General features: G+C 45.8%; 15 protein-coding genes and 1 pseudogene. 5 read left to right on the top strand and 11 right to left on the bottom strand.

The window, feature by feature from the left end:
• Position 1 precedes the first annotated feature (1 nt).
• The 5 genes from acpS to folP all read right to left on the bottom strand — a co-directional run bounded on the left by acpS (position 2) and on the right by folP (position 3,130).
• On the bottom strand, positions 2-382 hold the full coding sequence (gene acpS / locus QEO93_RS01105) for a holo-ACP synthase (RefSeq protein WP_032137440.1): 381 nt from the start codon (positions 380-382) through the stop codon (positions 2-4).
• Positions 383-397: 15 nt separating this feature from the next.
• On the bottom strand, positions 398-1,129 hold the full coding sequence (pdxJ, locus tag QEO93_RS01100) for a pyridoxine 5'-phosphate synthase (RefSeq protein ID WP_032137481.1): 732 nt from the start codon (positions 1,127-1,129) through the stop codon (positions 398-400).
• A 258-nt stretch (positions 1,130-1,387) separates the two neighbouring features.
• Entirely contained in the window at positions 1,388-1,519 is a 132-nt protein-coding gene (locus tag QEO93_RS01095; RefSeq protein ID WP_281251085.1) for a hypothetical protein, read from the bottom strand.
• Positions 1,520-1,623: 104 nt separating this feature from the next.
• Entirely contained in the window at positions 1,624-2,235 is a 612-nt protein-coding gene (locus QEO93_RS01090) for a riboflavin synthase (RefSeq protein ID WP_032137441.1), read from the bottom strand.
• A gap of 55 nt (positions 2,236-2,290) precedes the next feature.
• A complete protein-coding gene (folP, locus tag QEO93_RS01085) occupies positions 2,291-3,130 on the bottom strand; it encodes a dihydropteroate synthase (protein ID WP_032137442.1) in 840 nt (279 codons plus the stop codon).
• Between the two features lie 137 nt (positions 3,131-3,267).
• On the opposite strand from folP, the gene QEO93_RS01080 reads away from it, so the two are divergent.
• Positions 3,268-3,774, top strand: coding sequence for a cytochrome b (locus tag QEO93_RS01080; protein WP_032137482.1), 507 nt, complete (start codon positions 3,268-3,270; stop codon positions 3,772-3,774).
• Between the two features lie 45 nt (positions 3,775-3,819).
• On the opposite strand, the gene QEO93_RS01075 is transcribed toward QEO93_RS01080, so the two are convergent.
• On the bottom strand, positions 3,820-5,808 hold the full coding sequence (locus QEO93_RS01075) for a cytochrome c biogenesis protein ResB (RefSeq protein ID WP_032137443.1): 1,989 nt from the start codon (positions 5,806-5,808) through the stop codon (positions 3,820-3,822).
• 68 nt (positions 5,809-5,876) lie between these two features.
• The gene (locus QEO93_RS01070; protein ID WP_032137444.1) at positions 5,877-6,503 is read right to left on the bottom strand and encodes a c-type cytochrome; all 627 of its coding nucleotides are present in this window, start codon (positions 6,501-6,503) and stop codon (positions 5,877-5,879) included.
• Between the two features lie 148 nt (positions 6,504-6,651).
• Here QEO93_RS01070 and yihA point away from each other — a divergent pair, with 148 nt between their 5' ends.
• The gene (gene yihA, locus QEO93_RS01065; protein WP_085815476.1) at positions 6,652-7,284 is read left to right on the top strand and encodes a ribosome biogenesis GTP-binding protein YihA/YsxC; all 633 of its coding nucleotides are present in this window, start codon (positions 6,652-6,654) and stop codon (positions 7,282-7,284) included.
• A gap of 310 nt (positions 7,285-7,594) precedes the next feature.
• Positions 7,595-8,406 (top strand): annotated as a pseudogene (locus QEO93_RS01060) (hypothetical protein).
• Positions 8,407-8,448: 42 nt separating this feature from the next.
• Here QEO93_RS01060 and rng read toward each other — a convergent pair.
• Positions 8,449-9,948, bottom strand: coding sequence for a ribonuclease G (gene rng, locus QEO93_RS01055; RefSeq protein WP_157686325.1), 1,500 nt, complete (start codon positions 9,946-9,948; stop codon positions 8,449-8,451).
• Positions 9,949-10,158: 210 nt separating this feature from the next.
• Between rng and erpA the strand changes: the two genes are divergently transcribed.
• Both erpA and QEO93_RS01045 read left to right on the top strand, forming a co-directional pair.
• Positions 10,159-10,497: an iron-sulfur cluster insertion protein ErpA gene (gene erpA / locus QEO93_RS01050; protein ID WP_032137447.1), complete on the top strand. Its 339-nt coding sequence runs from the start codon at positions 10,159-10,161 to the stop codon at positions 10,495-10,497.
• Positions 10,498-10,595: 98 nt separating this feature from the next.
• On the top strand, positions 10,596-11,087 hold the full coding sequence (locus QEO93_RS01045; RefSeq protein ID WP_032137448.1) for a NemA protein: 492 nt from the start codon (positions 10,596-10,598) through the stop codon (positions 11,085-11,087).
• A gap of 239 nt (positions 11,088-11,326) precedes the next feature.
• Here QEO93_RS01045 and QEO93_RS01040 read toward each other — a convergent pair whose 3' ends face one another.
• The 3 genes from QEO93_RS01040 to QEO93_RS01030 are packed head-to-tail and all read right to left on the bottom strand — an operon-like array spanning position 11,327 to position 13,242.
• Positions 11,327-11,872: a CreA family protein gene (locus tag QEO93_RS01040; RefSeq protein ID WP_032137449.1), complete on the bottom strand. Its 546-nt coding sequence runs from the start codon at positions 11,870-11,872 to the stop codon at positions 11,327-11,329.
• Between the two features lie 11 nt (positions 11,873-11,883).
• A complete protein-coding gene (locus QEO93_RS01035) occupies positions 11,884-12,552 on the bottom strand; it encodes a hypothetical protein (protein ID WP_032137450.1) in 669 nt (222 codons plus the stop codon).
• 15 nt (positions 12,553-12,567) lie between these two features.
• Positions 12,568-13,242 carry a peptidoglycan DD-metalloendopeptidase family protein gene (locus QEO93_RS01030; protein ID WP_032137451.1) on the bottom strand — a complete coding sequence of 225 codons (675 nt, stop codon included), beginning with the start codon at positions 13,240-13,242 and terminating at the stop codon, positions 12,568-12,570.
• Positions 13,243-13,365 lie beyond the last annotated feature (123 nt).

Below are 13,365 nucleotides of genomic sequence, written 5' to 3'. Positions count from 1 at the left end.
ATTAAATACGCTCAGCAACGGCAAACGCAACCACCTGATTGCTGTCATCACTCAAGCTCAAATGAACACGCTCAATGCCTTGTTTTGCCAACCAATTTTTCAACTCGGTTTCGCACACAAATTCGGGTTTCCCCAAATCGTTATGCCCCACGCTGATGTTGCGAAAGCTCACGGGTTCACGAATGCCTGTGCCAACGGCTTTGGCAAATGCTTCTTTTGCAGCAAATCGTTTCGCTAAAAAATTGGCGGCGTTTGGGCAAGTAGCAAATTCGTGTTGCTCAATATGGCTGAGTAAGCGGCGTGGCAATACTTCGCCGTGTTTTTTATACATTGCTTCAATGCGTTGAATGGTTAAAATATCCGTTCCAATGCCATAAATCATGGGCGTTTCCTATTTTCAGGCTGCCTGAAAACGCGCGCGATACATGGCGTTTTTCATTTGGTGAATGGCTTCTGGCAAACCTAAAAACACGGCTTGCGCGATGATGGAATGTCCGATATTTAATTCTACGATTTGGGGAATTTGGGCAATCGGCGCAACGTTGTGAATGGTTAAGCCGTGTCCTGCGTTTACGGTGATGCCTAAGTTGGCGGCAAATTCTGCGGCAGCCTGAATGCGTTGCAATTCTTGTGCGCGAATGACTGGGGTTTCGGCATCTGCATACGCGCCTGTGTGCAATTCAATCACGCGCGCGCCTGCGTCATACGCAGCCTGAATTTGCGCTAAATCGGGCGCGATAAACAGGGATACGCGAATGCCTGCGGCGTGTAATTTTTCGGTGTAATGGCACACTTTTTCTAATTGCCCAATCACTTCCAAGCCGCCTTCTGTGGTGATTTCTTCGCGTTTTTCTGGCACGATACACACATCTTCAGGCTGCACTTTTAATGCGTTTGCCAGCATTTCTTCGGTCATCGCCATTTCTAGGTTTAGGCGTGTTTTGATGGCTTGTTTGATGGCGAACACGTCTTCATCTTTGATGTGGCGGCGGTCTTCGCGCAAATGTAAGGTAATCAAGTCTGCGCCATAAGTTTCGGCAGTTAATGCGGCTTCTAATGGGCTGGGGTAGTTCACGCCACGCGCGTTGCGTAGTGTGGCTACGTGGTCGATGTTCACGCCTAACAACATGGGGTTTTCCTTGTAATGAAAATAGCCGCAAAGTTTAGCATTTTTGCGGCTTTTCGTCATTGGGATTTGTTTTTCAGGCTGCAACGATTCATTATTTTTCGGAAAAACCTTACAAAAACGAGGGGCTATTTGACTTAACGCAAATAATTGTTCAAATATTGACTGATTTTCCCCAAATATTTTACTTCTTGACTTATATCAAAGCAGAATATTCTAAATTCTCCCATAATGCGCGACATCAACAGAGCAAAGCAGCAATTAGCCGCTGTTGAAGATTAAGTTTTTCTTAATTGTTTTCCTCTTGATGTGTGTGTGTTTCGGTGTGGACTTGTTCCACACCACTTTTTTTGCGTATTTTTTTGCAGCCTGAAAATGTTTTTCAGGCTGCATTTTATAGTGAATTAAAATAAAAATGAGACAAGGCGATAACGTCCGCCGTGTGCGAGTAGCACATAAGGACGTTGGCAACGCAGTATCATTACCATTTTAATTCACTATTTTTGCGCAGCTAACACACGTTTCACGGTATCCACCACCGCTTGCGTTTGCGCGTCAATTTCCATGTTGATTTTATCGCCGACTTGTCGCGTACCAAACAAGGTGCGCTGTAAAGTTTCGGGAATCAGATGAACATTAAATTCCCCATTTGCCACATCACCAATCGTCAGGCTACAGCCATCCAAACCAATAAAGCCTTTGGATAACACATAATCCGCAATATTTTCAGGCAGCCTGAAAAACAGCGTGCGATTGTGTTCTGATTTCTCAATCCGCACGATTTCTGTTTGCGTGATGATGTGTCCGCTCATCACATGACCGCCGATTTCATCGCCAAATTTTGCGGCGCGTTCTAAATTCACGCTGTCGCCCACTTTCAGGCTGCCTAAATTGGTTTTTGCCAAAGTTTCTGCCATTAAATCAAAGCGCACATTTCGTCCGTTGATTTGCGTGATAGTCAGACAGCAGCCATTGTGTGCGATAGACGCGCCAATTTGCAAATCTTTCGCCATGTGTTCGGGCAGTTCTACGGTGTGGCTGCGAAAGTCTGCGCTGGATTGCTCAATCGCCACCAGTTTGCCCATGCCTTGCACGATTCCTGTAAACATTTTTTGTCCTTATATATAGATGATGAAACGAGATTGTAGCAGTTTTCAGGCTGCATTATCCACGCAACGCTTGCCACACTTTCAACGCGTCCACCGTCTCACGCACATCATGCACACGCACAATTTTCGCGCCTTTTTCTATTGCAAACAACACCGCCGCCACGCTGCCTGAAACGCGTTCCATTGGGTTTTCGCGCCCTGTGATTTCGCCAATCATGCGTTTGCGCGACACGCCAACAAGGTGGGGCAGATTGTGGCTACTGCCCAGTTCGCCCAAATGCTGCATGAGCGCGATATTGTGCGACAGCGTCTTACCAAAGCCAAAACCTGCGTCTAACACAATCCGTTCAGGCGCAATGCCAGCCTGAATGCACACATCTGCGCGTTGCTGCAAATAATCTGCCACTTCACGCACAACATCTTGATAATTCGGATTGTTTTGCATATTTTCAGGCAGCCCTTTCATGTGCATCACGCAAACGCCTGCCGATGATTGCGCCAAAAGTGCTACTGAGCCTTCGTCTTCTAAGCCTTGCACATCGTTGATGATGTCTGCGAAACCGTGTGCCAACGCCAAGCGCATCACGGCAACGCGGCGCGTGTCCAAACTAATTGGCACGTTCCATTTGGCGATTTCGGCTAACACAGGTTGCACGCGTTGCCATTCTGTTTCGGGCGACACGGGCGCGGCGTTGGGGCGTGTGGATTCGCCGCCGATGTCTAAAATGTCCGCGCCGTCTGCTAGTAATTGTTCGGCGTGTTGCAAGGTGCTTTTCAGGCTGCTTGAATATGTGCCGCCGTCTGAAAAGGAATCTGGTGTGATGTTGAGAATGCCCATTATTTTGGGCGTGGCTAAATCGAGCTGAAATCGGGCGGTCTGCCAAATTGGGTTCATGTTAAGTCTCCTTGTAGAAAAAATGAAAATTGTAGCTTAAACGCAGCCTGAAAAACTATGTTTCTTTTAAACACATGACAAGCGTACATAATTTCACTACAATCCGCGCCTTTTATAACCTTTGGAAAAATTTGAATATGTACGATAATTCTCAATATTACGGCGCAATCAGTCGAGCTTTGCATTGGCTGATGGCGGTTGGTTTTTTGTTTATGTTGTTCACGGCTACGATGTGGAACATGGACGATAAATATTTCAGCTTGATGGGCGCACACAAAGCCGTTGGCGTGTTACTGATGGTTTTGGTGCTGGTGCGATTGGTGTGGGCGGTGCTGAACTGGACAAAACGTCCGTATGGCAATTTGGCGGTGAAATTGGGGCATTTGGCGTTATACGTTTTGATGATTGCCGTGCCGTTGGTTGGTTTGCTGCGTCAATATGGTTCTGGGCGTGAATTGAATGTTTTTGGCTTAGTGTTGATGGAAAAATCGGCGGACAAGATTGAGAGCTTGGTGCAACTGGGCAACGTGGCGCATGGAAAACTGGCTTGGGCGCTGTTTGCTTTGGTAGCTGGGCATATTGGCATGGCAGTTTTACATCAAATTAAGGGCGAAAAAATTATTAATCGCATGGCTGGTCGTTAAGAAAAAACAGCATTATCTTTAATCAGATAATGCTGTTTTTTGTTGTCAAACTTCTTTAGACAACCGTTCCAAATGCGCCAAACGCTTAGGAAATTCCTTCAGCAAATCGCGTTCATTGCGGCTAGACGACATCGCAAATCGCACATCATCTTGGCTAAACAGCAACCACGCACGTTTTTCGCGGACGTAAAACATAAATAACGTACCCAGCACCAAGAACAACGAACCGATGTAAACCAGCGTTGCACCCGGTGATTTCGTCATCTGCAAACCAGACATTTGCACTTGCTTAAACCCGTCCAGCTGCAGCAAAACAGGCGCATGAAAACGCGTCAGAGCGGTGTAACCGTCCAAGCTGTTTAGCAAAAATTGGTTGCGTTTTTCGCCAGCCGCTATTTCGGGCAAATGTGCGTCAGACAAAGCCATATCCAGCGCGATATTCATCGAACCATACAAAATTTGGTACATAAATTCGCCTGTGTTCGCCTGTTCTGCTTGCGGCACGGTTTTTTGAATATGCTCGTTAATCGCCACATAACCGCCTTCAGCAAATTGACGCAACAGATTTTCTACCGCCAATCTAAATTGCGGACGCATTTTTTCGCTGACCGACAGCACTGCTTTTTCCACGATTTGCGCCCGTTTTTCAGGCTGCAAAATCGTGTCGCGCAACGCCATAAAGCTGTCCACTTTGCCTTTTTCATCGGCAGGCAACATCAGCCAACGATACGAGTCGTTCACGTTGGCGCGTTCACCTGTGGCAAAAAAGAGTGCGCCTTCGCGTTGCAAGGGCAGCATATAGCTTAAATATTCATACGCCTGCCCTGCGTTGTCGCGAATTTTATAGGTAATGGTTGGGCCGACATTTTGGAATTTTTTGTCCTGCTTCACGCTGCGAATTTCATGCAACCGCTCGTTAGACATCGCTTCCAAATTTTCCACGTTGAACACGCGCAATTCGCCCAGTTCCAACTTATACGCGCCATTTTTGCCCAAATCCAAAGAAAATTGACGCTGCGACACCAGTTTCATGTTTTCAGGCTGCCCAATGCCACGCAAATTCCAGCTTTTCAGCGAAACATCAGAGCCGCCATCGCCATAACCGGCTTGGTAAATGGTTACGCCATTCATCGTTAAAGGATGATTCACGCGAATGGTTTTTTCCACGCGCTCGCCCGTCTTTTTATCGGTTACGACAATATCGCTGGCGAAATCTTTGGGCATGCCTGTGTTGTAAAAATCAATGTGGAATTTTTTCAGTTCCACCGTGAATGGTAATTTTTGCAACAGTAAGCCTTTGTCTGCATTGATAAACACTTGGTCAATCGTTTGCCCTTCGGTAACTTCTGCATTGCCGCGATACGATAAATTATGTTCGCTCAATGTGCTTTCAGGTTTGAAATCACGCGCATACATGCTACTCACATCGGGCTGAATTTTGCCGACTAGCATGCCGATTTTTAGCAGCAAATTGCTGTCAATCAAACCGCCCAAGCAAATCACAATCAGCGCAACGTGCGCCAAAATGTAGCCCCATTTGTTCATCGCGCCTTTTTTCGCTGCCAAAATCACGCTGCCGTCTTCGCGCTGTTCCAGTTTGGTTTGAAAACCGTTGATTTGCAGGTATTTTTGTGCAATTTCAGGTTTCAGGCTGCCTGAAAATGTGGCGGTGTGTTTCATGTGTGCCAAGGATTTTGCGGTCGCGTTCAAACGAAACGAGCGCATATCACGCAAATATTGCGGCGCGTTTCGCCACACGCACAAGCTGGTGGATAGCACCAAAAACACCATAATCAGCACAAACCAAGAAGAGGCATACACGTCAAACAGCCCTAAGAAACCGAAGATTTCTGCCCAGAATGGACCGAACTGCACTACATAGTTTTGCTGCGGTTGGTTTTGTTGGACGACTGTGCCAATCACGGATGCAATCGCCAAAATCGCCAATAACGCCACCGCAAAGCGCATGGAGCTGATGAATGCGAACCATGGTCGGCGGATAAGGGGAATGTTTTTTGAAGAAGCGTTTTTCATTTGTATCTCTCAATAAACAAATTCAGGCAGCCTGAAAGAATTTTCAGGCTGCCTGAAATCAATAAAACCTATTTCAAACCTTGAATAAAGTTCGCAACCGATTTCATATCTTCTTCACTCATGCGTTTGGCAATGTCTTCCATCATATTATTTGGACTTTTGCGCGCACCGCTTGCATACGCTTTCAACTGCGTAACCACATAATCCGCGTGCTGACCGCCAATGCGCGGATACGCATCAACCGCCGTGCCGCCTGCTGGCGTACCTGCACCATTTGGGCTGTGGCAAGACATACACGCAGGCACTTTTTTGTCTGCAATGCCACCGCGATAGATTTTTGCACCAGCAGCAGGGGTTAATTTAGGGTCTGCTTCGCCCGCTTTTGGCGCTTGTTTTGCAAAATAAGCCGCGGCGTTGGCAATATCTTCATCGCTCAAGTTTTGCACCATTGGCGCCATCATCGCAGAAGAGCCGCTTGTGCGTTTACTGGTTTTAATGTCTTGCGTTTGCTTGATGATATAGCTCGCGTGTTGTGAAGACAGTTTAGGATACGTTGGAATTGAGCTGTTGCCGTCCCCCGCATGGCAAGACGCGCAAACGGTTTCCGCCACCTGTTTGCCACGGACTAAATCAGCAGGTGCAGCCGATACTGTTGCGCAGATAATCAAACCTGCCAAAATCGTTAAACGTTTCATGGAAAATGCTCCTAATATTCATAAAGCAGCCGTAAACTGCTTGTATTTGTTATATACTTTCGGGCTAAACCCTATTTCACTTCTAAGTTTGCAGAAAGTAGCTTAGAAGCGTGATATTTTATACTAACTTCACACAAATTTACTAGCCATGAACTTATTTCAAAACGCAAAATTCTTCACAACCGTCAATCATCTGAAAGATTTACCCAACACTCCCGCAGAAATCGCCTTTGTGGGTCGAAGCAATGCAGGCAAATCCAGCGCGATTAACACCCTATGCAACCACGTCCGTCTTGCCTACGTTTCCAAAACACCTGGGCGCACGCAGCACATTAACTTTTTTGAGCTGACCAACGGTAATTTCATGGTGGATTTACCAGGCTACGGTTACGCACAAGTGCCAGAAGCCGTTCGCGCCCATTGGGTGAAACTGCTCGGCGATTATTTGCAAACACGCAAGCAACTGATTGGTTTGGTGCTGATTATGGACTTGCGCCACCCACTCAAAGCCTTAGACGTGCAAATGCTCAATTTCTTCGCGTTGACAGGTCGCCCTGTGCATATTCTGCTTTCCAAATCAGACAAACTTTCCAAAAATGAGCAAATCAAAGCCTTTGCCGCCGTGAAAAAAGCACTGAAACCATTTATGGAACGCCAACAAATCACCGTGCAACTGTTTTCTAGTCTGAAAAAACAAGGAATTGAAGAAGTGAACCAAGTGGTTTCACAATGGTTTGCAGATAATGAAACGCAGCCTGAAAACGAGATTGTTTCAAAATAAATAATCGCAGCCTGAAAAATCACTTTCAGGCTGCGATTTTTTTGCGACTTTATTCGACTTTATGTAACTACAACAATAACTTAGCGAAAACTTAAATCAATCCAGAATTGCAAGCATTTGCATAATCCAAAAACAAACCGCCATGCTAATTTAGAAATTGGCGCGGCGGTTTTTTTGCAACACATTTCCTATAACATACAAATCGTAGGTCGGATACTCGCATCCGACAAAAGCCCAATCGGCAAAATTGTCGGATTCAAGAATCCGACCTACAAAAAATTAACACAAAATCAAAAAAACATTTTTCAGGCTGCCTGAAACACACACACGAAAAGGAAATCTATTAAACCAAATCGCCAAATTAGTCCAACGCGAACTCATTACAATCGTGCAGGACATTGACACAAAAGGTGTTTATCCAGAAAATTCATGTACGAACTAGGCAAAATCAGCGGCTATCAATCCGTTGGCACAACCGAAGAAGGCGGCAACGGCTTGGGCTTGACCACGCAAATTTGGGCGAACATGGCGCAAACGGCAGGCGGTCATGTGATGTTTATCACGGACGCGGAACGTGAGGGCGTGTCGCTGAATCCTTGCCCTGAATTTTGCGCTTTGGAAGGTACGCGCACGTTTGCGTTGAAATTTGAAAATGTGTTTGTGCCGCATGAAGATGTGTTGGCTGAACCAGCGCAATTTGAAAATTACATCAAATCAATCAAGGCTAGCTTTATTTTGCTACAAATCGGCATTGGCGCAGGGATTATTGACGGCTGTCTGAAAGAGATTGAGTTGACAAACATGAGCAACGGCGAAGTAAATTTTTATTTGGATAATCAAATCGATGAGCTGGAAGAGCGTTTTCAGGCTGCGTTAAACAAAACCGTGAAGTTGGCAGACAAAGTTTGGGCAGGTTAAACCAGTATTTTGGAAACCTTGTAAACGCGCTTGGTGGCGGCGGAATTGGCGGCTTTGCATGCTGGGGCGAAAGGTTATTTGATGCGCAGTCCCGTTCAGCGTCGTATCCGTGAGGCGATGTTTGTGGCGATTGTTACACCAGCGACAAAACATTTGCAAAAAGAAATCAATGAATTGGAATTTATCGGCGAATATTCGATTTAAAACAAAACGCAGCCTGAAAACATTTTCATGCTGCTTTTTTATTTACACGAGAACAATATCATACTGCTCTTGAGTGTATTCCGTTTCCACTGACAACGAAATCGGTTTCCCAATGAAATCAATCAACATCGCCAACGATTGCGATTCTTCGTCCAAAAACAAATCAATCACTTTCGGCGACGCGATAATACGAAACTCACGCACTTCAAAGCGGCGGCTTTCGCGCACAATTTCGCGCTGAATTTCATAACACAAAGTTTGCGGCGTTTTCAGGCTGCCACGCCCTTGGCAAACGTGGCAAGGTTCACACAAAACGTGTTTCAAACTTTCGCGGCTGCGTTTGCGTGTGAGTTCAACCAAACCTAGGCTGGTAAAGCCATTGAGTGTAACGCGTGTGCGGTCAAAACTCAGAGCTTTGGCAAGTTCTTGCAGCACGGCTTCGCGGTGTTCAGGCAGCACCATATCAATAAAATCAATGATGATAATGCCGCCCAAATTGCGTAATCGCAACTCACGTGCGATGGCGTGACAGGCTTCCAAGTTGGTCTTGAAAATGGTTTCATCAAAGTTTTTCGCACCAACAAAACCGCCTGTATTCACGTCAATCGTGGTCATGGCTTCGGTGGTTTCAATGATGAGATAGCTGCCGAAATTGAGATTCACGCGTGGCTGCAAGGCGCGGTTGATTTCGCTTTCAATGCCGTAAGTTTCAAACAGGGGGCGTTCGCCGCGAAAGCGTTGGATTTTTTCGGACGCATTTTGCACATACAACGCGGCAAATTGCTGCATACGTTCAAAATTCATGCGTGAATCGACTAAAATTTCACGGGTGTTGTCATTGAACATATCGCGCAGCACACGCAAAACAAGCGGCAAATCGGCGTAAAGCAGTGTTTCGGGCGGCGATACTTTGGCTTGATTTTTGATGTTACTCCACACTTTGGTCAGGTAATCAATATCGGCTTGCAATTCGGCATCGGTGGCAGTTTCTGCGCTGGTGCGGATAATGTAGCCGTGGCAGGCGTTTTCAGGCAGCAAATTATTCAGGCGTTCACGCAAACCGTTGCGCTCTTCTTCGCCTTCAATACGCTGCGAAATGCCGATGTGTTCGTCTTGCGGCAAATGCACTAAAAATCGCCCTGCTAACGAAATTTGCGTGGACAATCGTGCGCCTTTGCTATTAATCGGGTCTTTAATCACTTGCACCAAAACGGTTTTGCCTTCAAACAAAACGTGTTCAATGCGTTGGTTTGATTCAGGATTTTGGCGTTGTTCAACCACGTCCATAATGTGCAAAAAGGCGGCGCGTTCCAAACCAATATCAATAAACGCGCTTTGCATACCAGGTAACACACGGCGGACAACACCGAGATAAATATTGCCGACTAAGCTGTGTTCGCGGTTGCGTTCAATGTGTAATTCACAGATGTTTTGCTCTTCCAAAATGGCAACGCGCGTTTCTTGTGGCGTTACGTTTACCAGCACCGTTTCGGGTGGGCGTGGCATATCTTTAGGTAGCGGAATCGTTTCAAAAGGTATCATTTTCTTGTTTTCCTAATAAAAAAATATTTTGCAATGCCAAGCAGACCAAGCATTGCAAAATATTTTCAGGCTGCGTGAATTATACCCCAATGCAATTCGCATTTCACTTCATTAAAAGTTTTCTGTAGAATTCATCTTTAATACTTGAAACAACAATAATAGCCCTTATATGGTGGCTGTTCATACAATATTTTTACTAGGAGACACACCATGTCTGATGAATCACCGATTATTTTTACTGACTCTTGCTGCGACAAAGTGGCTGAATTGATTGCGGAAGAAGAAAACCCTGAATTGAAATTGCGCGTTTTTGTAAACGGCGGCGGCTGCTCAGGTTTCCAATACGGTTTCACTTTTGACGAAATCAAAAATGATGATGATTTTGAAATCGTGAAAAACGGTTTGGTTTTCTTGGTTGACCCAATGAGCTACCAATATTTAGTTGGTGCGGAAATCGACTACACCGAAGGCTTGCAAGGTTCTCAATTTGTGATTCGCAATCCAAATGCAGAAACAACTTGCGGTTGCGGTTCTTCATTCTCGGTTTAAGTGTAAAATCATTAAAAAGCTGCCTGAAAGAGAGTTTCAGGCAGCTTTTTTGCTGTATGATTTTTGTCTTTTAATATAAATCCCAAAGGATTTCTGCAATGAAAAAATTAATTTTGTCAGCCGTTTTATTGGCAACACTTTCAGGCTGCGGTATGGGCGTGAGCGATAGCGGCGTGTCTTTGGGTGTGGGTTTGGGTGGTTCGATTGGTCGCTATGTGGGTTTGGGAACAAGCATCAATATTCCATTGACGTTTGACCGCAACAAAACCAGCACAACGGATTCTGTGTCAAACGGCGGTATCAATGTGATTGAAAACCAAATTGTTACGTATTTTGACGCACAAGGCACGGCAACGGATAGCGCAGTAAAAGGCGGTTTCTTCCGTAAACTGATTAACAAAGAGAAAGACGGTTTTTTGGTGCAAGACTTCTATTCTACTGGCGAAAAACGCTCAGACCCAATGCTGCTTTCTCGTGAAGATGCGTTCTCGTTCCGCGCGCACCCAAGCGATGGCACTTACACAACTTATGCGATTAACGGCAATATTATGCAGCAGTACAACTACAAAAAAGGTGTGGTGGTTAAATAGGTGATTAAAATCTCAATGATACTGCGTTGCCAACACCCTTATTTGCCACGCACACACGGCGGGCGTTGTTGCCTTGTCTCATTTTTATTTTAATCAACTATTACTAAAACGCAGATGTAGGTCGGATTCTTGAATCCTACATTTTCAGAGATTTGAGAAATTGTTGGATACAAGTATCCAACCTACAGCGAAGCAATAGTAAAACGCAGCCTGAAAAACATTTTTCAGGCTGCTTTTGATTATTTCGCTGCCACTTCAAGCACACAGCCGCCATGAATTTGTTTATTCGGCTGATTCATAACCGCACTCGGATTCACAGGCGGCGCACCATAGCATGAAACCGATGAAAGCGAGTTTTTCGGCGACCCTTGAATAATCTTGTCGCTATACACCAAATACGCAAACGCTTTGCGCTTCACATCGTAATAACGCACGATTTGCAAGCTCTTAAAGGCAAAGCTGGCGTTGCGTTTAAACACTTGGCGCGGTTTGGTAACCACGTTTTCATTGTACTCAATCATAGACGCGGATTGCACACAAGAAACAGACGCATCGCTCGCGTCTTCTTCCAGATTCACGGTTTCTTTCAAGCCGCCTTTTTTCGCGTAAGACAAGAAGCACGACACGCCACGCACATCAGGGTCGTCAAACGCTTCCACTTCAATGCGGTCGTTTTTGCCCAGCATATTGAAAACGGTGGACGCTTCGCCGATTTTGTCGGTTTCTTTGCCACAAGCGGCGAGCAAAACGGCGGCAAGCGTTGCCCATAACATTTTTTGTTTCATCATGTTTTCCTTTAGAATAAATCGCCCAGCACCAAAACGGGGAGCATAATTGCGCCACTAGCTGCATCTACCGCCAACGCGAGCGGCGTGAGCAACACATTTCGAGCCAGTTTTTCAGGCTGCAATTCAATTTTAGTGTTCAGCAAAACGGCTTTCACGGGAATGGTATACGGCAGCGATGTGATGTTTTCAGGCTGCGTGGGTTTGGGTGTGTAAACCTGCCCTGTTATCGCAAAACATTTGCGGTAATGCCCTGCGCGATATTGTGCTTGAAATCCAAGCGATTGCAGCGTTTTCACGTCGGCATTTTTGGCTTGATAGTCCAAACAAAAATCGCTGGTGAAATGGTTTTTGTCTATCAATCGCACAGGCAAGGCGCGTAATTTTTCGCCGCGATAAGGGGCGGTAATCCGATATTCATACGGCGTTTGCAGCACGGCAATCAGCTCTTGTGAGATCTTGGGGTGAACAGCATACCAGTAATGTTTGCCGAGTAACATCAGGCTGCCTGAAGTGTTGTCTCGCGCAAAGGCGTTGATGCTTTCGCTTTGCACTTTGTCGAACTTGATTTGCGCGTCCACGGCACGGTCGGCATCATAAACGCCGCCGTTCCAAATCACGGAGGTGCAGGCGTTTAAACTGAGCGCGGTCAAAATAATGGAAATTTTGGCTTTCAACATGGTTTTCAGGCTGCGTTATTTGGGTAAATAGGTGTCTGGATTAACGGATTTGCCATTCACGCGAACTTCAAAATGCAAGACGTTGCGTCCATTGAGCGTGCCAACTGTGGCGATTTGTTGCCCTGCTTTCACAAGCGCGTTTTTTTGTACCAACATTTTTTCGTTGTTGCTGTATGCGGTTACTGTGGATTTATTGTGTTGAATCAACAGCAAATTGCCGTAACCTGCCACGTCGTTGCCTGCATACAAAACAATGCCGTCTGCGGCGGCAACTACGGGCGTGCCTTGTCGCGCGACAATATCAATGCCGTAAGTGCTGTCTTGATAATTACGGATGATGTAACCGCCGACAACAGGGAGCTGCATTTGGTTGATGGTGGATTCGTAAACAGGGGTTGGCTGGGCGGTATCAGTGTTATTTGTGAACTCTTTTCGTGCGCCTAAGCGTGCGCTTTTTGAGACTTGCAATACTTGCCCAATGATAATGGTGTCGCTTTTTAGTTTGTTCCAACTGCGCAAATCGGATACGGTTACGCCTGAGCGTTGGCTAATGTGTGAGAGTGTGTCGCCTGATTTCACGCAATAATAGCCGCGTGGTGGTTTGGCACAACTGGCAGTTTTTTTGCTGGCACAGGCGGAAAGTAGAACGGAAACTGCAATCAAGGAAAGTAAAGAATAAGTACGTTTCATAAAGCTCCTATTTTCAGGCTGCCTGAAACACGTTGGCTGCCTGAAAATATTAAAATAAAGAAAGTGCTTATTATACAGTCAAATAATTGCCTTTACTGCTTTTTACAAGCTCAATCCCTTGTA

The organism is Kingella negevensis (assembly GCF_030177895.1).
In the GTDB taxonomy this organism is placed as follows: domain Bacteria; phylum Pseudomonadota; class Gammaproteobacteria; order Burkholderiales; family Neisseriaceae; genus Kingella_C; species Kingella_C negevensis.
This window is presented reverse-complemented; position numbering and strand designations above follow the sequence as displayed.